Genomic DNA, 20,077 nt, shown 5'->3' with positions numbered 1-20,077 from the left:
TAACTTGATTGCGTAACTCATAATTTAATATGAAACAGGTCCATCTGGAGGTAAAATGTCCAAGTTCGCGCGTTCTGGCCTTGCTCTCGCCGCAGTAACGTTCTTTGCAGGAGCTGCCCACGCAGATGAAGTGAACATTTACACGACGCGTGAACCGGGCCTCATTCAGCCCCTGCTCGATGCTTTCAAATCGTCTACTGGAATTACCGTCAATACGGTTTTCCTGAAGGACGGTCTGGCAGAACGCGTAGCTTCTGAGGGCGCCAATTCGCCCGCCGACATTCTTATGACGGTCGACGCCGGGAACCTGGTCGATCTCGTCGACAAGGGACTCACCCAGCCTGTTGATTCCAAGGTGCTGAAAGAAGCTGTTCCCGAACAGCTTCGTGATGCCAAGGATAACTGGTTCGCACTGTCCATGCGCGCTCGCATCGTCTATGCCGCGAAGGACCTTGAGCTCGACAAGATCAACTATGAGGACCTGTCCGATCCGAAGTGGAAGGGCAAAATCTGCATCCGTGCGGGCCAGCACCCTTACAATACAGCACTCTTCGCGGACTATATCGCGCATTACGGTCCGGAAAAGACCGAAGAATGGTTGAAGGGGCTCAAGGATAATCTTGCGCGCAAGGCTGCCGGTGGCGATCGTGATGGTGCCAAGGATATCGTAGGCGGCATTTGCGATATAGCCGTTGCCAATTCCTATTATGTCGGCCTGATGCGTTCGGGTAAGGGCGGTGACGAGCAGAAGACCTGGGGCGAAGGCATCAAGGTTCTGCTGCCGACATTCAAGGATGGCGGAACCCAGGTCAACATCAGTGGCGCAGCCGTTGCAAAGAATGCACCGCACAAGGACGCAGCAGTCAAGCTGCTCGAATATCTGGTGTCCGACGAAGCCCAGCAGCTCTACGCCAAGGCCAATTTCGAGTATCCGGTAAAGCCGGGCGCTCCGCTTGATCCAATCGTGGAATCGTTTGGTGAACTGAAGATCGACAGTGTTCCGCTTTCGGAAATTGTGAGCCATCGCAAGCAGGCAAGCGAACTGGTCGACAAAGTCGGTTTTGATAACTAAAAGCCGAATGAACTAACCAGACCAGCGCCGGTGCATTTCATGCGCCGGCGTTGTACTAGAGCGTGTCTCCCGCGAGCGGATGCCAGTTCAGGGCAAAGACGTGCATGAAACAAATGGATAGAGCATTTCCGAAGATTCGATCTAATAGGAAATGCTCTATAGAGAGACCAATGGAAGCTTTTGCAGCCACCCGGAAACGAGTTTTGCGACCCGCAAAAGCGGGACGCAACTGGCTAAGGCTCTCGGCATTGGTCGCAATTCTGGTTTTACTTCCAGTTCTTGCCCTTGCATTTGAAGCCATACAAGGATCTGCGGGCCTCTGGGCGCACCTTCTGGCCACCAATCTACCGACAGCTTTTCTCGAAACGGTAATTCTGCTCACTGGTGTCGGCATCATTGCCGCTTTCATAGGAACGTCAACCGCATGGCTGGTGACGGCATATGATTTTCGCGGGCGGGGCCTGCTTGAATGGGCGCTTTTGCTGCCCTTGGCCGTACCGACCTACATCGTTGCCTATGCCTATCTCGATATCCTGCACCCTATTGGTCCGGTGCAGGGCGCAGTGCGATTCATGCTGGGATATGATAGTCCGCGCCAGTTCCGCTTGCCCGATATTCGTTCAATGGCCGGATGTATTATTCTTCTCGGCTTTGTTCTCTACCCCTATGTTTATATCCCCACACGGGCAATGTTTCTAACTCAGTCCGCCAGCCTTATCGAAGCGGCAAGAACTTTGGGCGTCAGCCGCAAGGGCATTTTTTGGCGCGTTGCATTGCCGCTCGCACGGCCTGCCGTAGCGGTTGGGGTCAGTCTCGCTTTAATGGAAACGCTGAATGACGTAGGCGCCGCCGAATTCCTGGGCGTGCGCACATTGACTGTTTCGATTTACACCACATGGATTACGCGCTCGGATTTGCCAGGCGCTGCGCAATTGGCCCTCGCTCTCCTGTTTCTGGTGGTTGCTCTTGTTTCGATTGAACGCTGGGGGCGACGCAAGCAGCGTTTTGCTTCCAACATCCGTCATTCGCGTGGCTTCGAACCATTGAGCGTCAGGAACGGGCGGGGCGTCTGGTTGTTCTGTCTCTGCTCCCTTCCAGTCGTCATTGGATTTGTTCTGCCGGCAATTTATCTGGTCGTGGAAGCGGTGAAGCGCGCCCGTTTTGCCGGTATCTCTCCGCGGTTGGTTGGCGAAGCTTTCAATACCGTTGTGCTCGCGTCAGTGGCTACAGCGTTGGTGCTGATATGCGGAATATTTGTTGCATATGCTGTCCGGCTTTTCCCGGGGGGCGTTTCACGCTGGTCGTATCGCGTGTCCACGATGGGATATGCGGCTCCGGGGACCGTTATCGCCATCGGCATATTGGTGGTGGCCGGTAGCTTCGATCATCTTATCAATCTGTTCACATCGCATGTCTTCGGTTATTCGGCAGGGCTGGTGCTGATCGGGACAGGCGCGGCGGTCATCTATGCCTATGTTGTGCGATTTCTGGCCATCTCCGCAGGTGGTATCGATTCCGGGCTGGAGCGCATACCCGTGTCACTGGATCATGCTTCGCGCACGCTCGGACGTGGCGTTACCGAAACGTTTTGCGCAGTTCATTTGCCACTATCGAAAACAGCCATCGTGGCGGCGGGTCTCCTCGTATTCGTAGACTGTGTGAAAGAACTGCCTGCAACACTTCTGCTGCGCCCCCTCAACGTCGAGACTTTCGCAACGCATCTTTATGGCGAGGCCGCACGCGGAACATACGAAGAAGCCTCCCTTGCCGCCCTCGCCATCGTGACGGTCGGAATTTTACCGGTGATATTGCTTGCGCGTGTCGGTAGGCGCTTCGGTAAGCGTGTTTAATCTCCTGCCATTAACAGCAACAACAGGTGACAAAATCGATAATTCAGGATTGCTTAAATAGTTATCGATACTTTTATTCGGGGAACCAAGCACAGTCGGGATAGTGCTTCTGGTTGTATTTAACAAGAACTGCACCTTAGGCGGGGCAGGGGGCCTGCATGTTCAAAGTTCTGGAATGCGTGACTGTACAGCACGATCAGCCTTTTGTGGTTCTGGCTGCATCCATTTCATTTGCAAGCATGTTTGCATTTTTCCTGTTGCTGGCTCGCGCGCGCGAATGCACCAAGAGCCGCCGTGACAACTGGCTCGCAATCAGTGCTTTTGCTGGTGGAGTTGGCGTGTGGGCAACCCACTTCGTGGCGATGCTCGCTTACAGCGGCACCGTAGCAATCGAGTTTGATTTTACGGCCACCGTTCTTTCGGCAGCGACGGCTGTTCTCGGTTTTTGGTTGAGCCTGCATCTACTTAAGGGTGCTGCGCTGAAATATGCTCTGATGGCGGCCATTTCGGCGACGCTATCGATAGCCGCAATGCATTTCACAGGCATGAGTGCGATCAAAGCAGCGGCTGACATACATTATGATCTTCCACCGATCTTCGTGGGCGGCGCAATCTCGGTCCTGATTTTGCTGGCCGCTTTCTGGTTTGTGACGAATGCTTCCGGCTGGCCACGTATTCTGCTTCCGACCGTAGGAGGCATACTCGCTGTTTGCACACTCCATTTCACCGCCGTTGCCTCGACTGAACTGGTCCCAAACCCCACTCTTCCCGCGGCCGATCCGCTTGGGATCGGACGCCTCTGGCTCGTTGTTGCCATCGCGGCAGTGGTGTGTAGCGTGGCGCTGGCGACAATTTCTGCCGTGTTTATAGACCGTTACATGACGGACTTGAAGGGGTTTGCAAACGCCACATTAGACGGTTTGGCCGTTATACGGGATGGCGGAATAGTCGAGATGAATGCCCGGTTCTCCGAGCTCATGCGGAGAAGCGAAAAGTCGCTGATGAGTATCGAACCCGATACTTTGTTATTGGCGGCCGACGGGCTGCCGGTCTGTGCTCGCCGTGCTGAGGCTATCGAGGCGGCTCCAAGGTTTCCCAATGATGAACGCATTTTTGAGCTTGCGGTCCATGCCATCGAATATCAGGGACGTCCTTGCGAGGTGCTCGCCGTACGCGATCTTACCGAAAAACGCGCAGCTCAACGCCAGATTGAGCACATGGCGCGTCATGACGCGCTCACCGATCTGCCCAACCGCATGTTTTTTGAGGAAAGGTTGGCGAATGCCGTTGCGCGTCCCAGCCGCGAACCTTTCGCCGTGCTGGCACTCGATCTGGACCGGTTCAAGGCTGTGAACGACATTTTCGGTCACGCCGAAGGCGACCGGGTATTGAAGACGGTTTCCAGCATTCTGAAGCGCTGCGTAAACGGCATAGACACTGCCGCACGCATCGGCGGTGACGAGTTTATTATTCTGCAAGTGGGCGTGCCGCAGCCTAGAGGTGCCCGGAAGCTGAGCGAGAAGATACTGGAAGCCTTCCGCTTGGAGCTGAATACCGTGCTCGATCCGACCGCTGTCGGCGTCAGTATTGGCGTTGCCCTATACCCGAATGACGGCAAGGATGCGGAAGCCATCCGGCATGCGGCAGATATCGCGCTCTATCGGGCGAAGACGGAAGGGCGCGGATTAGTTGCATTCTATTCCCCGGAAATGGATCAGGAGATAAGAGAGCGGCGCCAGCTGGAAGCGGATTTGCGTCACGCGATGGTGCGGGGACAAATCGGTATCGCCTATCAACCTTTGTTTGCGACGTCTGACGGGCGTTGTACGGGTTATGAGGCATTGGTCCGCTGGAATCATCCGGAACGCGGGCAGATACCACCGGACGTGTTCATCCCTATTGCCGAGGAAACGGGAACAATCGTGGCGCTGGGCGAATGGGTTCTGCGTGAGGCTTGCCGCACGGCCGCCGAATGGGAAAGCCATCTGTCCATCGCTGTAAATCTGTCTCCCGTCCAGTTCCGGCTCGTCAGCCTGCCGGATACCGTCAATTCGATTATTGCAGAGACCGGCCTTGATCCGACGAGACTGGAACTGGAGGTAACCGAATCCGCTTTGATGAAGGATCGACTAACGACCCTTGAACTGCTGCGTCGAATGAAGAAGTCGGGAGTTCGTATTGTTATGGACGATTTCGGAACCGGCTATTCATCGCTCAGCAATCTTCAAAGTTTTCCATTCGACAAGATCAAGATTGATCGCAGCTTCATCACCAGTATGGAAACGGATGTCAGCGCCAGAGCAATTGTACGAGCCATCGTCGGGTTGGGTCGCAGTCTCGATCTGCCGGTCGTGGCCGAGGGGATCGAAACCTTTGACCAGCACCGCATGGTGATCGAAGAGGGTTGCGAACAGGTTCAAGGCTTTCTTTTCGGCCGACCGGCTAATGAGCCCGCTCCAATCGACCCGCCGCGCTGCCTCAACAAAACGGCTGTGGGGCAAGTAAAAGCCAGCTAATAAGCCCGATCCTTGTGAATAACCGCGAGGTTTCGCTATTTCTAAAGGCTGCCTTGCTGTGCCGAATTGTTACAAAGCTGTTATCTGATGCGATTGTGAACGGAACATTGCAGCGAAGCGCCGACGGCTCGGAACCGCAAATTCTTCAAGCAATGGAAGGGGTTGCGTAGTGCTTGATCCGGCATAGCACCCAGAATATGGCAATGTTTTCAACACGATATTTCGCGTGAACGCAATAATAAGTGAATTTATCCGGGGGAGCTTTCCATGCTTGTAACACGTTGCGGCCACAAAGCGAAAGCTGAATAGGACGAACAGTAATAGTACTCGGATCGCAAGAAACGCTCTGGCGGATTTCTTGGATACGAATTTAGTCAAGTGGATGATGGAAACGATGCTCACTTCGCAACAATGGCTTCCGGTCGAGTTGCTCAATATCGGTCTGGCCGCTGCCCTTTTCTTCGCCTGCCTTGTTCACTCGCTTTGGAAGGCCGTGTTTGACGAGCTTAACCCTGTATTCTGGCGCCGGACGGCAGCGTTGCTCTGGGCCGGTATCTTCATTGTCGCGCTGAGCGGCGGAATTGAAAGCTTCAACTGGCCGCAGGCAATTGGTTGGCTTTTGGTTCTCGGCGGCGTTGTCGCGACTGTCACACGTACCGGCATGAGCTATTATCGCCAGTACTGCGCCCACACATCGCGCGCCGTCCATTCGGGTCGCGCGCGGCTTTCGGGACGGTGATCGCCATGTTTGCAAAGACCCTCGAAATGCCTTTGCGGCTCCACCGCCCACATAGCCTGCGCTCGTTCTTTATCCGCGCTTTTGGCTCTGCACTATCCCGTAAATATTCGTAGAGCGTGCACCTGATCGGCAGTAGCCAAGAATGGGCCCTTCGGCTTCGTCCAGTGCTGCTGCCATCGCATCCACATCTTCTTGCGTCAACTGACCGCCGACGACCGGAATATAATAGGTTGCAAGTCCGGCTTTTTCTGCCACGCGTGCAATTTCGCTGAATTCGGGCTGCTGGGGGCCTCCCTCGCCATCGGGCCGGTTGCAGATGATCGTGCGAAATCCCTCTGCAGCGATGTCGCGTACATCGTCGGGTTCGATTTGTCCTGAAACCGAATAATTGTCGTCTATCTGGCGAATATCCATGTTTTCCTCGCTTGCCGCCCAACTTGCGACGGCTTGTCCGGTGGCAACTTACATTAAAGTTGTTTTCATGCCACATGAAACTGCCGGGAAAAATCGGTGCGGTGACGGGAGAGCGGTTGAGATGACGATCCACAAAGTTAGCCGGAGTACTCCACGTATCGCGCACCGTGCGTCGGGCTTCCATGAGGGTGAGCGAGTGGTGCCGGAGGAAGTACCCGTGGCGGTGAGCTATAACGGTTCTACCCAGGCCGTGATGATGGCTACTCCCGATAATCTTGGGGACTTCGCGATCGGTTTCACCCTTACCGAAAATATTGTGGACGATATTTCCGAGATTGAAACCGTCGAGGTCGTGGAATTTGAGAAGGGCATCGACATACAGGTTAAATTGTCTGAACGGCCTGAACAGAGGCTTGCCGCGCGACGCAGGTTCATGGCTGGCCCCGTTGGCTGTGGTCTTTGCGGGATAGACTCGATTGACCATGCGTTGCGGTCCCTACAGGCCTTGGAGCAAAGCGGTCGAACATTTTCTCCCCACGATATTTCGCAAGCTGTCGGATCTCTGGCAGACGAGCAGCGATTGAACTCTCAGACCCATGCCGTTCATGCGGCGGGCTTTTATGTTCCTGGCAATGGGCTTATCGCCGTTCGCGAGGATGTCGGGCGCCACAACGCATTGGACAAACTTGTGGGGGCCGTTTCGCTTATCGGGTGCGCGCCAGAAGACGGTATCGTTGTAATTACCAGTCGCGTTTCCGTCGAAATGGTGCAGAAAGCCGTTATGTTCGGCGCGCCTGTTCTGGCTGCGATTTCTGCGCCAACCGCTTTGGCCATTCGGACGGCTGATGAAGCGAACCTGACGCTTGTTGCACTGGTGCGGGGTGACGACTTCGACCTTTATGCGCATCGTGAGCGCATCATTGGAGAAGGACCGGCCTTTTCTTAAAGGCCGGTCAGTGCACGTTACGCTAACGCAGCAATACGGCTACGCTCACTCACAAGCTGCAAAGCAGCATTCGCTGCTTCCACGCCCTTGATCTTGAAGTGGGCATGGAAGAAATCGTGGTGCTCCTTGCTTTCATGGAAATGATGCGGCGTCAGAACCACGCTGAGCACTGGAACTTCGGTCTCCAGGCCAACTTGCATCATGCCGTTAATGACGGCAGTTGCCACGAAATCATGCCGGTAAATGCCGCCGTCCACCACGAAAGCCGCACCGACGATAGCGGCGTATTTTCCAGTCTTGGCCAGGGTTTTGGCATGAAGGGGGATTTCATAAGCGCCGGGAACGTCGAAAATTTCGACTTCCACATTGGCGCCAGCTTTTGCCGAGAGTTCGGCAATAAAGCTCTTGCGGGCCTCATCGACAATATCCGCGTGCCAACGGGCTTGAATAAATGCAATTTTGAATGATGTCTTGTTCGGATAGCTCTGGTTCATAGGTTCCTCACGAAACTAGAATCAGGGCGCACAAAAGAACGCATGGATGGTGCCGGAATGACACGATCCTGACGCTCAATCGCTCTCTTCCATCCGGACTTTAACCGTCGGCTCCGGCATCTCACCGGATCTGCTGACCCTGAACCATAACCGAATCGGCATGTGTTCAGGCGCTCGCGGGCTCGAAACTTTCGCTTCATACCGCCGGTGGGGAGTTTCACCCCGCCCCGAGAACAAGCCCGCACACCATTGTGCGAGCGGCCTGAAATTATGATCTCCTCGCGGTCTTGTCCAGTATGGCGTGAGAAATTTCCGCGCTGTTATTTCATAGCCGAATCCGCCTTGAAAAGTTGTAGTGTCTCAAGCAGTTAATCCTTGAATTTCTAAGGAGTTTCCAAGGCCGGAATGCTACCCATGGTTTAATCGATTGAATTTCTCGCGTTTTATCTTTCGAGCATATTGACACGCCGATGGGGTTTGGGCCTATCCTGTGCTTCACAGCTTGTCTTGGGGATACCTTCGCGTCCCATAAAGACAACGTTGTCAATTCGGGCGAAGCGGCGTAAGAGTAAGATGGAGGATCTCGGTTAGTACGTCGTGAGGGTGGCTGGGCGCAGGCGAAAGCGGCAGCTTTCGCATCTTGTTGCAGCAGTGAAAAGCGAGGAACCGGATATGCGAAGCATCCGGTTTCGGATCCGTGCCGAGGAGGCCTGGATGGGAATGACGCAATGGATCGCCGCGCAGAAGCGAGAGCCTGCCCGGATATCCCTTAGTTTAGTTTTGTTGGTTTCTACGGGAGGTAGATATGCATAAACTTTTGAAGCTCGCTGCGATGGGGACGGCCGCCTGCGCTTTGCTCGCTGGAATGTCGCCGATTGCCAACGCTCAGGATAAGCAGAATGTTGAAGTTCTGCACTGGTGGACCGCCGGCGGTGAAGCCGCCGCGCTCGACGTTCTCAAGAAGGATCTTGAAAAGAAGGGCATCAGCTGGACCGATATGCCTGTGGCTGGCGGCGGCGGCACGGAAGCTATGACGGTATTGCGCGCACGCGTCACGGCAGGCAATGCGCCGACGGCTGTGCAGATGCTCGGATTCGATATTCGCGACTGGGCAGAGCAGGGTGCTCTTGGCAATCTTGACGAGATCGCCACCAAGGAGGGGTGGGAAAAAGTTATTCCGGCTCCTCTGCAGGAATTCGCAAAGTATGATGGCCACTGGATCGCGGCGCCTGTCAACGTCCACTCAACCAACTGGATGTGGATCAACAAGGCCGCGCTCGACAAGGCTGGCGGCAAGGAGCCTGCAAACTGGGACGAACTGATCGCCCTGCTTGACAAGTTCAAGGAACAGGGGATCACGCCTGTCGCTCACGGTGGTCAGCCGTGGCAGGACGCGACGATTTTCGATGCCGTTGTACTTTCCTTCGGTACGGACTTCTACAAGAAAGCTTTCGTCGATCTTGATCCCGAAACGCTCGGCAGCGATACGATGAAGCAGGCTTTCGACCGTATGACGAAGCTTCGTTCCTATGTTGACGACAACTTCTCTGGCCGCGACTGGAACCTTGCTTCCGCTATGGTTATTGAAGGCAAGGCCGGTCTTCAGTTCATGGGTGACTGGGCAAAGGGCGAGTTTGTCAAGGCTGGCAAGAAGCCGGGTGAAGACTTCGTCTGCATCCGCTATCCAGGCACGCAGGGCGCGATCACCTTCAATTCCGATATGTTTGCAATGTTCAAGATATCGGATGACAAGGTCCCGGCGCAGCTGGAAATGGCATCTGCGATCGAAAGCCCGACATTCCAATCGGCCTTTAACGTGGTGAAGGGCTCTGCCCCAGCCCGTACCGATGTGCCTGATACCGACTTCGATGCGTGCGGCAAGAAGGCCATCGCTGACGAGAGGGAAGCGAGCGAAAAGGGTACGATGCTGGGTTCCATGGCACACGGCTACGCCAACCCGGCTGCGGTCAAGAATGCCATATATGACGTCGTGACACGTCAGTTCAACGGCCAGCTCTCATCGGAAGACGCTGTCAAGGAACTCGTATCGGCAGTTGAAGCTGCGAAATAACAGCGAGGGCGTCCGGGAGTGTTCCCGGACGCTCTTATCTCTGTGCTCCATATGTTGGAAGCGGTGGCAGCAAGAACCGGAAATCAAAACAATAATTGCATGATGGACGTCTGCATGTTTCCATCGGAGACGGCGGGCAGACTGAGCTTATCGGGTGCATTCTGTTGCGCATAATGCAGACGCGTTGGAATGCTGATCAAACAGACGTCCAGACGGACAGCCTGCTGATGTGGGCTAACCGGGCGACGTAAACAGGGTGGCGCAAATATGCAGCGTAACAGCCGATTACAGGAACTGGTGCCAAAGCTGGTTCTGGGACCGAGTTTTTTGATAGTGCTCGTGTTCGTCTACGGTTTCATAATCTATACCGGCATCCTTTCCCTCACCAATAGCCGAATGCTGCCGTCCTTTGGTTTCGTCGGACTTGCGAATTATACCAAATTATGGGCTTTGCCCCATTGGTGGCGTGCGATCACCAATCTTGCGATTTTTGCCTCGCTCTACATCATTATCTGTTCGGTGATCGGATTATTTCTAGCGATCCTTCTTGACCAGAAGATTCGCGGCGAAGGCATCCTTAGGCCGATCTACCTCTACCCGATGGCCCTGTCCTTCATCGTTACCGGAACGGCATGGAAGTGGTTTCTCGACCCCGGCATTGGGCTGGAAAACACAATGCATTTATGGGGTTGGGAGAGTTTCTCCTTCAACTGGATCAAGAGCAACACCATGGCAATCTACTGTCTGGTGATTGCTGCGGTGTGGCAGTCCTCCGGATTTGTGATGGCGATGTTTCTCGCCGGCTTGCGCGGGGTAGACAACGAAATCATCAAGGCAGCCCAGATCGACGGTGCGTCAACCGGAACAATCTATCGCCGCATCATCATTCCATTGATGCGTCCGGTGTTTCTATCCGCTTTCGTGGTTCTCGCTCATCTTGCGATCAAGGCATATGACCTTGTTATCGCGTTGACCGGGGGTGGACCGGGACAGGCCACGGAACTGCCAGCGACTTTCATGTATTCCTACACCTTCACGCGGAACCAGATGGGTATCGGCGCATCGTCCGCTATTATCATGCTGGTCATGATCTTCTCGATCATCATCCCTTACCTTTACTCGGAGATTCGCGGAGGGTCGCGGTCATGAGCGCCCAATCGCAAGACAATGCCATCAGCAGTGGAAAGCTGACACGGGCGCTGTTCTATACCGCGCTGATGATCTTCGCTTTCTACTATTTGCTGCCGCTCTATGTGATGCTGGTTAACTCGTTCAAACCCCTCGAGGAAATCCGTCAAGGGGGAATGTTGAACCTGCCGCAACAGTGGACCATCGAGCCATGGCTATCGGCCTGGTCCACTGCCCAGATCGGGGTGCAGCCTACCGGGTTGAAGCCGTTCTTCATCAACTCGATCCTTATGGTCGTGCCGGCGGTTGCTATTTCGACCATTGTTGGCGCGTTGAACGGCTACGTACTGACCAAATGGCAGTTTCGCGGTTCAAATATCTTCTTCGGCCTGCTGTTGTTGTCGTGCTTTATCCCATTTCAGATCGTGCTCATTCCTATGGCGCGCGTTCTTGGTTTCCTGGGAATTGCCGGTACGATCTGGGGGCTGATCCTCGTGCACGTGGTGTATGGTATCGGGTTCACGACGCTTTATTTCCGCAACTACTACGAGGCTTTTCCAACCGAACTGGTTCGCGCAGCCCAGATCGACGGGGCAAGCTTTTTCCAGATATTCTGGCGGATTTTGCTGCCATCCTCAGGACCGATCATTGTCGTTTCCGTGATCTGGCAGTTCACCAATATCTGGAATGACTTCCTGTTTGGTGCTTCCTTCTCGGGTGCGAATTCTACGCCGATGACGGTAGCACTCAACAATCTGGTTTCCTCCTCCACCGGCGTCAAGGAGTACAACGTCCATTTTGCAGCAGCCATCCTCGCTGCTCTGCCGACGCTGATCGTCTACATTGTTTCCGGCCGCTATTTTGTACGAGGCCTGATGTCCGGTGCCGTTAAGGGATAAGTTGCAAATGTCTTTTCTGAAAATATCCGACCTCTACAAGTCCTACGGCAATGTTTCGGTTTTGAAGGATATCAATATCGAGATCGACGAAGGCGGTTTTCTGGTTCTCGTTGGTCCGTCCGGCTGCGGCAAGTCCACGCTGCTCAACACGATTGCTGGGCTTGAGCCCATCACTTCCGGGGACATCTCAATCAACGGCAAGTCTATTGCAGGGCTGCATCCGTCGCAGCGCGATATTGCAATGGTCTTCCAGTCCTATGCGCTCTACCCGAATATGACGGTTGCCGGGAACATCGCTTTCGGCATGGAAATTCGCAAGGTTCCAAAGGCCGAGCGTGACAAGGCTATTCAGGAAGTCGCCGACATACTCCAGATCGGTCATTTGCTGGATCGCAAGCCGAGCCAGCTTTCCGGTGGCCAACGTCAGCGCGTGGCCATGGGGCGTGCTCTGGTGCGCAATCCTCAGGTCTTCCTTTTTGATGAACCGCTGTCAAATCTCGACGCCAAACTGCGCGTTGATATGCGCACGGAAATCAAACGGCTGCATAGCCGGATGAAGACCACGATCGTATATGTGACGCATGATCAGATCGAGGCGATGACGCTGGCTACCAAGATTGCAGTCCTGAAGGATGGAATCTTGCAGCAGTTCGGCACACCGGCCGAGATTTATAATAACCCGTCCAACATGTTCGTTGCCGATTTCATGGGCTCCCCAGCTATGAATTTGCTGACCGCACAGGTCGAAAAAAATGATGCGGGTTATGCGATTAATCTCAAACGCGGTGAGGGCGAACCGCTCAAGCTTCCGTTGAAGAAAGCACCGCAGGGTCTCGGTGCCTATGAAGGCAAGGATATCGTGTTCGGCATCCGCCCCGAGGCATTGACCGATCCGGATGGAGCAGACCGCAATGCCGACGCAATCGTGGAAGGCGACTGCCTTATCGACGTTGTCGAGCCGGCGGGCTCCGACACGTTCGCGGTCACGCGTCTAGGCGGCAAGCATGTCGTGGCACGTCTGCGCGCAGATGCCCGCATCACCGCAGGGCAGCCGGCCCGGCTGGCCTTCAATCTCGACAAGTCGGTTTTCTTCGATCCGAACAGTCAGGCCCGCATTCTCTGACCCGTGGCTCGGACAGGGCAGCCTCGGTTGCTGGAAATGAAAAGAGCGCTTCCAATGAATGGAAACGCTCTTTTTCATGAGTGCCTGGAGGGCAAAAACTTGCTTGGGGCGCGTTAACGCAGGAAATCAAGTCCGAGAAGACCGACTGCGAGGGCAGTGTTGAGCGAAATGATCATCATTCCATAGATGATAGCGGTTCTTGTAATATCGTTCATTTCCTACCTCCTTGAACCGGAGCGGCCCCCCACCCGGCTCGAAGCTTCGTGAAACTGTAACGAAATGTAACAAGCTGTTACGGGAAGCGCAACCCTGTTTTACACAAATGTGAACGGCTGAAATCTCGCGTGAGGCATTCCGGTGCCGGTCTACGGCGATCGTGTTGAGCCTAAACCGCGAGAAATTACTGATTTTATCGCGCATTCACTGCATTGTGACGCCGTTCGGCTAGCAATAATTAGTTGGGCGCTACATAGAATTGCCGACCCTTTCGTGCCCGTATATTCGGAATATCATCGTGAATCGCATCATTCCCCTCGTGTTGGCCATAGCCCTGTTCATGGAGCAGATGGATTCGAATGTCATCTCGACGTCGCTTCCCGCTATCGCAGCCGATATCGGCACAAGCCCCATTGCGCTCAAGCTGGCGCTGACGGCTTACCTTGTTGCGCTTGCGGTTTTTATTCCCGTCAGCGGCTGGATGGCTGATCGTTTTGGAGCCAAGAATGTGTTTCGGGCGGCGATAGCGGTGTTCGTGGTTGGGTCCGTTGCTTGCGCCGCATCGAATTCACTCACCGCTTTCGTCATTGCACGGTTTTTGCAGGGCATGGGCGGGGCGATGATGACCCCCGTTGGGCGCCTCGTCCTTATTCGTTCGACTCCACGCAGTGAACTCGTTTCAGCCATGGCCTGGCTGACAATCCCTGCGATGGTCGGGCCGCTTGTCGGCCCGCCGGTTGGCGGCTTCATCACGACATTCCTGACCTGGCATTGGATTTTTCTCATCAACGTGCCGATCGGTTTCGTGGGCATCTGGTTTGCCAGCCGGTTCCTTCCAGATAACGAGGAGCGCATCGTAAAGCGACTTGATTGGACAGGTTTTTTTCTTTCGGGCATCGCCATGTCCGGGGTGGTGTTCGGACTGTCGGTAGTCAGTCTGCCAGCTTTGCCGCCTGCGGTTGGTTTTACCACCCTTGCAATCGGTGTCGTCTGCACGGTTCTGTATCTGCAGCATGCGAAGAGGGTCGATGACCCTTTGTTGAACCTGAAGCTTTTTGATAATCAGGTGTTCCGCGTAGCGGTTATTGGTGGCAGCATTTTCCGGTTTGGGATTGGTGCCATTCCGTTTCTGTTGCCGTTGATGTTTCAGCTGGGTTTCGGTCTCACACCCTTTCAATCGGGCATGATGACATTTGTGTCGGCAATTGGCGCGATCAGCATGAAATTCGGTGCAAAGCGCATCTTTGTCCTTGTCGGTTTCCGGCGCGCCCTGATGGCAGGTTCTTTGATCTCGGCCTGCTTCATTGCTGTCAATGGGCTGTTTACGCCAACGACGCCTTACTGGATCATCATTGGTTTTCTGTTGGTGGGAGGCTTTGCGCGCTCATTGTTCTTCACCGGGGTCAACGCGCTGGCCTTTGCGGAAATACCCGACGAAAAGACCAGTCAGGCTACGCCCATCACGGCCGTTGCCCAGCAGGTTTCCATCGCTATCGGGGTCGCATTGGCAGGCGGTATTCTTGAGATCAGCACGTCGCTTCGCGGAGCCCACCTCGAACTCGTAGATTTCCACATCGGCTTCTTCGTGGTTGCCGCTGTTTCGGCCTTGGCTTTTCTCTGGTTTGCCCGGCTTGCGCCGGATGCTGGCAAGGAACTAGCCGCGCCGACCGTCAAGAAACACCGTAGCGAGGAGCACGCAACAATAGAAGCTGCGAGTACCTCCACTGGAAAATAAGCCTTAGCCCTTGAAATCGCGAGCGAGCAGATAAAGCTCCACGGACTCGGCGCGGGATGCCGGTGGCTTTACATGATGCACAGAGCGGAATTTCTGCTTGAGCAGTGCCAGGAGTTCATTCTCGGTGCCGCCCTGGAAAGTCTTTGTAAGAAAATGTCCGCCCGGCTTCAGAACCGAAATGGCAAAATCGGCAGCGACTTCGCAAAGATGCACGGTGCGCAGATGATCAGTACGGCGGTGGCCGGTGGTCGGGGCAGCCATGTCGGAAATAACCAGATCGGGTTTGTCTCCCAGAGCTTCCATCAGCTTCCGCGGTGCTTCGTCGTCCAGAAAATCCATTTCCAGCAGAACGACGCCCGGGAGGGGATCGACGTGGAGATAGTCTATGCCAACGACGTGCGGGTCTTCGTCAGTCGAACCGACAACCTTGGCCGCAATTTGGGACCACCCGCCCGGCGCGGCCCCGAGATCGATGATCTTTTGGCCTTTTTTGAGCAGATTATAACGGTCGTTGATTTCAATGAGCTTGTAGGCCGCACGTGAACGATAGCCGTCTTGCTTGGACTTATGCACGTAAGGGTCGTTCAGGTGGCGTTGAAGCCAACGGCGCGAGGATTCCTTGATCGTGCCCGCCTTTTTCTTCACGCGCACCTGCAGATTGCTGGAGCCCGCGCCCCCGCGACCGCCAGTTTTCACTCCGCTTTTGTTGCCGCCTGTCTTGCTCATCATCAGTGCCTGTTTCTAGCGCCTGTTGCGCGATTGTGCCGCCATGCGCCATCGCGCGACATCAGTTCGGTCAAAATGCCTTCACGCAGACCACGGTCGGCAACGAGTAGCTTTTCGCTGGGCCACACTTTGCGTATTGCGTCAAGGATAGCACAGCCTGCCAATACCAGATCGGCGCGATCCGCGCCAATACACGGGTTGGCTACGCGTGCATCAAAATCCCACGACAGCAGGCGGTTGGTCATTTGCGTTACGTCTTCGGCGCCCATCCACATTCCGTCGACCCGCCGACGGTCGTAACGTTCAAGTCCGAGATGTATTCCTGCCAGCGTGGTCACAGTTCCGGATGTGCCAAGCAGATGGAAGCGCGGGCTGGCGGTAAGGTTCCCAAGGCACTGCCGCTCGGCAAATTGCGCAAGCAGATCGGTTACATGGGAAACCATGGATTCGAAGCTTTCCTGCGTGACATTCCGTCCGCCGAAACGTTCCGCCAGCGTCACGACGCCGACGGGAAGAGACGTCCAGGCCATGATGTGCTCGGCAAGGCGTGGGGATCGTCGACGGGAAACATCGATCAGAGCGATTTCTGAAGAACCGCCGCCAATATCGAACAACACCACGGCGTCCGTTTCACGAGTTACCAGCGTGCCGCAGCCGGAAACTGCCAGGCGGGCCTCTGTTTGCCGGTCCACGATCTCCAGTTCAAGACCGGTTTCCGCACGGACTCGTTCCAGAAACTGCTCGCCATTCGATGCCGAACGGCAGGCTTCGGTCGCGATCAGCCTCGACCGTCTGATTTTTTTCCCTGCCAGTTTGTCGCGGCAAATCTTCAGCGCCTCCACGGCGCGATCCATTGCATTGTCACTGAGCCGACCAGTGGCGCTCAAGCCTTCTCCAAGCCGCACAATCCGCGAAAATGCATCCACGACCCGGAACTGACCCGGTCTTGTCGGAGATGCTACCAGCAACCGGCAATTGTTGGTGCCGAGATCCAAAGCCGCGTAAAGCGGGGCATCACCCTTGTCGTGCTGCACGCCGTTGCTGGCTCTGGACGTCTGGCCATTGGTGCTCTTACGCTTGTTTTGGACAGGGACGTGCAGGTTCTCTGCACGCACAGCATTATGCGAAGTCTTGACTGCTACTTCAGCTGCCGGCGGCGTCTGAGCACCAAGTTGCCGCGATTGCTTCTTTTTACGTGCACGGCGGCGGCGATTCGAGATTTTCCCGGAAGGTCGCTGTTGGTTGTTGCCTGTATCTGTAGCGGCTGGCTTTTGTGAAGAGGTTTCAAGGGCTGGCACGGACTTGCCGCGCCGACGCCGACGCGCACGTTTGCGCTGGGCCTGCGAACTCGTGCCTTCGGTTTCGTCCTGTGCTTTTGAGCGTCCTGAATCGGATGCACTACGGGCATTACCGATATCTGCAACGGCTTTTTTGCGCGGTCTGCGCTTGCCGTTATCGGACGGATTCCGGGCTTGCGAATTGCCCGATTGTCCGCCGGACGCCCCTTGATGCACCGTTTCTGCGGTGCGCTCGTCGGGGTTCTTCAAGGTTTTTGTCCTTATGGCGCCGCGCGAACCTGTGAGGACGCAAGCAAGGCGCTTCAATTTCTACGTTGTGCATAATGTAACAGTGGTTTTCTGTTTTACCAAGGGGCAGGCTGTCGGGAGCCGCCGGAAAATTTCGAATACACGTATGAAATTTGAGCCAACGGCGTGCCGAGGGCTTTCGCTGGTGGCGAAAGCCCTTACGGAACCGACCTGGCTACAGGTTAAATATCGTAAGTATGGGCTGCGTTGATTGTCGCGACGAATTGTTTCGTGCGCTCACGCGTAGGCCGGGTGAAAACTTCGTGTGCGGAGCCGGTTTCAACAATATTGCCCGACTCGAGAAAGACGACATTTTTTGCAATCTTCGATGCAAGCCGCAGATCATGTGTCGCGATCACCATGGTCGTGCCTTCCCGGGCGAGCTTGCTCAGAACATCAACGACTTCTGATGCCAGCTCGGGGTCGAGCGCCGAGGTAGGTTCGTCGCATAACAGCACCCGCGGCGAGGGGGCCAGTGCACGCGCAATAGCGATGCGTTGCTGCTGTCCACCGGAAAGGGTCGAAGGCCAGGCATCTGCCTTGTGAGCCATGCCCACCTTCGTGAGCAGTTCCATCGCACGTTCCTTTGCCTTGGCCTTCGGCCATTTCAGGACAGTAACCAGCCCTTCCATCACATTCTGGATCGCCGTCTGGTGTGGAAAGAGCTGGAAGTTCTGAAAAACCATACCCGTCTGACGGCGGATTGACTGGATCGCTTGCCAGCTGGGCTTGCGGTCAGGCTCGAAGCTGAGGCTCTGGCCACCCAGAACAAGAGTGCCGGATGTCGGTACCTCCAGCAGATTGATGCAGCGCAACAGCGTGCTCTTGCCGCCACCGGACGGGCCCACGAGCGCGGTTACCGTTCCCTCTGCAATTGCAACGTTGATGTCGTTGAGAATGACCGCGTCGTCAAAATGCTTCACGATGTGTTGCAGCTCGATCATGCGTTTGTCTCCAGCGTGCCGCCATAGCGACCGAAGCGTCGTTCCAGCCGTACCTGCAGGGCGGAGAGAACGGAACTCATCACCAGATAGATCAGAGCCGCTTCAATATAGAGGATGAGAGGTTCATAAGTGGTGGCGACGATGCGTTGTGCTGATTGGAAAAGCTCTGGCACTGTGATTGCGGCGGCGAGCGAAGTATCCTTCACCAGGGAAATGAAGGAATTGGAAAGCGGTGGTACTGCCGTACGGGTCGCCTGTGGCAGAATGGTGCGCGAGAGGGCCTGACGCCAACTCATGCCGATGGAATAAGCCGCTTCCCATTGACCTTTCGGAACGGCTGATATCACAGCCCGGATTATCTCCGAACTATAGGCGCCGACGCTTAGGGTGAAGCCGATTACCGCCGCAGGAAAAGCATCCAGATAGATGCCTGCGCTGGGCAGGCCGTAAAAGATCACGAACAACTGCACAAGCAGCGGTGTGCCGCGGAATATCCAGACATAAAAGCGGGCGATGGACGAAAGCCAGAGCGGCGCGAACAGCCGTACAAGTGCTGTCAACAGCCCCAACGTAAGGCCGAAAGCAAAGGACAAAAGAGTGAGGGGGATGGTGAAAATCAATCCAGCCCACAGAAGGGTGGGCAGGGACTCCGCCATTAGTTGAAGCCAATCGGGCACGTTCTTCGGCTCCTCATCAATATCTAAGCGTCAGACTGAAATGAAGCTGGGCGCTCATATCTTATACAGTCTGGCATTCATGTCGTTGGAATAGTTTTTCGCGATCACAATAAAACGAAGCCGGAAGTAGCTTCCGGCTTCGCGGCATGAACCGAGACGGCGCTTACTTGGAGACGTCCTGGCCAAAATATTTCTGCGAAATCTTGTCGTAGGTGCCGTCGGCCTTGATTTCATCGAGGGCCTTGTTGATGGCCGCCACGAGTTCGTCGTCGCCCTTGCGGACGATAATGCCGGACGCGTCCGCATTTTCCTTTTCGGCGACAACCTTGACCGGTGCCTTCGGTTGGTGCTTCTTGAAATCGAGGAATGACAAGCTGTCATTGAGTGTGGCGTCGGCGCGGCCGGTCAAAACCAGCTGGATCGACTGGTCGAAGCCATCAGTAGCAACGAGTTCGGCGCCAGCTTCCTTCGCCAGTTTCCCATAGTTGCTGGTGAGGGACTGAGCCGATTTCTTGCCCTTGAGATCCGCAAAGTCCTTGATCGTATCGTTCTTGTCATTGACGATCAAAACGACCTTCGAAACGATATAGGGATTGGAGAAGTTGAACTTCTTCTGGCGTTCTTCGGTAATGCCTACCTGATTGATGACGGCGTCATAACGCTTGGCATCAAGACCTGCGATGAGACCATCCCATTTGCCTTCAACGAATTCCGGCTTAACGCCGAGCTTTGCGGCAACCGCTTCACCGATTTCGACGTCGAAACCAACGAGCTTGTTGTCCTTGTCGTGATAGGTAAACGGCGCATAGGTGCCTTCAGTCCCAATTTTCAAGACACCAGCCGACTTGATGGCGTCGAGTTTTTTTCCGGCCATTGCGCCAGTGAGGAGAACTGCCTGAATGATGCCTGCGGTAGCGAGAATCTGAGCGAATTTCATTGTG

17 protein-coding genes and 1 riboswitch are annotated in these 20,077 nt (G+C 55.1%); of the genes, 10 read left to right on the top strand and 7 right to left on the bottom strand.

The annotated features are described in order from the left end of the window. The first annotated feature begins 55 nt into the window (after positions 1 to 55). From ABWW28_RS10360 to ABWW28_RS10345, 4 genes are all read left to right on the top strand, one after another. Positions 56 to 1,072, top strand: coding sequence for a Fe(3+) ABC transporter substrate-binding protein (locus ABWW28_RS10360; RefSeq protein ID WP_006469080.1), 1,017 nt, complete (start codon positions 56 to 58; stop codon positions 1,070 to 1,072). A 170-nt stretch (positions 1,073 to 1,242) separates the two neighbouring features. Beyond that, positions 1,243 to 2,922, top strand: a complete 1,680-nt coding sequence (locus tag ABWW28_RS10355) for an ABC transporter permease (RefSeq protein WP_176587620.1) — start codon at positions 1,243 to 1,245, stop codon at positions 2,920 to 2,922. Positions 2,923 to 3,080: 158 nt separating this feature from the next. Beyond that, entirely contained in the window at positions 3,081 to 5,438 is a 2,358-nt protein-coding gene (locus ABWW28_RS10350; protein WP_353390932.1) for a bifunctional diguanylate cyclase/phosphodiesterase, read from the top strand. Between the two features lie 382 nt (positions 5,439 to 5,820). Then, positions 5,821 to 6,177, top strand: coding sequence for a hypothetical protein (locus tag ABWW28_RS10345; protein WP_021587277.1), 357 nt, complete (start codon positions 5,821 to 5,823; stop codon positions 6,175 to 6,177). Positions 6,178 to 6,246: 69 nt separating this feature from the next. Here the strand turns inward: ABWW28_RS10345 and ABWW28_RS10340 are convergent, their stop codons facing one another. Continuing rightward, on the bottom strand, positions 6,247 to 6,591 hold the full coding sequence (locus tag ABWW28_RS10340) for a protein tyrosine phosphatase family protein (RefSeq protein ID WP_025090060.1): 345 nt from the start codon (positions 6,589 to 6,591) through the stop codon (positions 6,247 to 6,249). A gap of 121 nt (positions 6,592 to 6,712) precedes the next feature. Between ABWW28_RS10340 and fdhD the strand changes: the two genes are divergently transcribed. Further along, entirely contained in the window at positions 6,713 to 7,537 is an 825-nt protein-coding gene (gene fdhD, locus ABWW28_RS10335) for a formate dehydrogenase accessory sulfurtransferase FdhD (RefSeq protein ID WP_176588012.1), read from the top strand. A gap of 17 nt (positions 7,538 to 7,554) precedes the next feature. On the opposite strand, the gene ABWW28_RS10330 is transcribed toward fdhD, so the two are convergent. Continuing rightward, the gene (locus ABWW28_RS10330) at positions 7,555 to 8,031 is read right to left on the bottom strand and encodes a 6,7-dimethyl-8-ribityllumazine synthase (RefSeq protein WP_114214782.1); all 477 of its coding nucleotides are present in this window, start codon (positions 8,029 to 8,031) and stop codon (positions 7,555 to 7,557) included. A 77-nt stretch (positions 8,032 to 8,108) separates the two neighbouring features. Further along, a riboswitch (FMN riboswitch) is annotated at positions 8,109 to 8,270 on the bottom strand. 566 nt (positions 8,271 to 8,836) lie between these two features. Between ABWW28_RS10330 and ABWW28_RS10325 the strand changes: the two genes are divergently transcribed. The 5 genes from ABWW28_RS10325 (at position 8,837) to ABWW28_RS10305 (ending at position 15,203) form a co-directional block, all read left to right on the top strand. Further along, complete coding sequence (locus tag ABWW28_RS10325; RefSeq protein ID WP_151660952.1) at positions 8,837 to 10,102, top strand: ABC transporter substrate-binding protein; 1,266 nt, start codon at positions 8,837 to 8,839, stop codon at positions 10,100 to 10,102. A gap of 267 nt (positions 10,103 to 10,369) precedes the next feature. Further along, the gene (locus ABWW28_RS10320) at positions 10,370 to 11,251 is read left to right on the top strand and encodes a carbohydrate ABC transporter permease (protein ID WP_006469069.1); all 882 of its coding nucleotides are present in this window, start codon (positions 10,370 to 10,372) and stop codon (positions 11,249 to 11,251) included. Further along, a complete protein-coding gene (locus tag ABWW28_RS10315) occupies positions 11,248 to 12,129 on the top strand; it encodes a carbohydrate ABC transporter permease (RefSeq protein ID WP_176587622.1) in 882 nt (293 codons plus the stop codon). The genes ABWW28_RS10320 and ABWW28_RS10315 overlap by 4 nt, the downstream gene beginning before the upstream one ends. Before the next feature lie 7 nt (positions 12,130 to 12,136). After that, positions 12,137 to 13,252, top strand: coding sequence for an ABC transporter ATP-binding protein (locus tag ABWW28_RS10310; RefSeq protein ID WP_176587623.1), 1,116 nt, complete (start codon positions 12,137 to 12,139; stop codon positions 13,250 to 13,252). A 514-nt stretch (positions 13,253 to 13,766) separates the two neighbouring features. Further along, positions 13,767 to 15,203 (top strand): DHA2 family efflux MFS transporter permease subunit, encoded by a 1,437-nt coding sequence (locus tag ABWW28_RS10305; RefSeq protein ID WP_176587624.1) that lies wholly within the window; start codon positions 13,767 to 13,769, stop codon positions 15,201 to 15,203. Between the two features lie 3 nt (positions 15,204 to 15,206). Here ABWW28_RS10305 and ABWW28_RS10300 read toward each other — a convergent pair whose 3' ends face one another. The 5 genes from ABWW28_RS10300 to ABWW28_RS10280 form a co-directional block, all read right to left on the bottom strand. Next, positions 15,207 to 15,929, bottom strand: a complete 723-nt coding sequence (locus tag ABWW28_RS10300) for an RlmE family RNA methyltransferase (RefSeq protein WP_006472653.1) — start codon at positions 15,927 to 15,929, stop codon at positions 15,207 to 15,209. Positions 15,930 to 15,931: 2 nt separating this feature from the next. Further along, entirely contained in the window at positions 15,932 to 17,476 is a 1,545-nt protein-coding gene (locus ABWW28_RS10295) for a Ppx/GppA phosphatase family protein (protein ID WP_176587625.1), read from the bottom strand. A gap of 221 nt (positions 17,477 to 17,697) precedes the next feature. Beyond that, a complete protein-coding gene (locus ABWW28_RS10290) occupies positions 17,698 to 18,459 on the bottom strand; it encodes an amino acid ABC transporter ATP-binding protein (protein WP_176587626.1) in 762 nt (253 codons plus the stop codon). Further along, positions 18,456 to 19,136, bottom strand: a complete 681-nt coding sequence (locus ABWW28_RS10285) for an ABC transporter permease subunit (RefSeq protein WP_006469061.1) — start codon at positions 19,134 to 19,136, stop codon at positions 18,456 to 18,458. Before ABWW28_RS10285 ends, ABWW28_RS10290 begins: the two co-directional genes overlap by 4 nt. Positions 19,137 to 19,299: 163 nt before the next feature. Further along, positions 19,300 to 20,073 carry an amino acid ABC transporter substrate-binding protein gene (locus ABWW28_RS10280; protein WP_176587627.1) on the bottom strand — a complete coding sequence of 258 codons (774 nt, stop codon included), beginning with the start codon at positions 20,071 to 20,073 and terminating at the stop codon, positions 19,300 to 19,302. Positions 20,074 to 20,077: the final 4 nt, after the last annotated feature.

This window comes from Brucella sp. NBRC 14130, assembly GCF_040371715.1.
Taxonomy (GTDB): domain Bacteria; phylum Pseudomonadota; class Alphaproteobacteria; order Rhizobiales; family Rhizobiaceae; genus Brucella; species Brucella intermedia.
The sequence above is the reverse complement of the archived record's forward strand: the minus strand, read 5'-3'. Positions and strand labels throughout refer to the sequence as shown.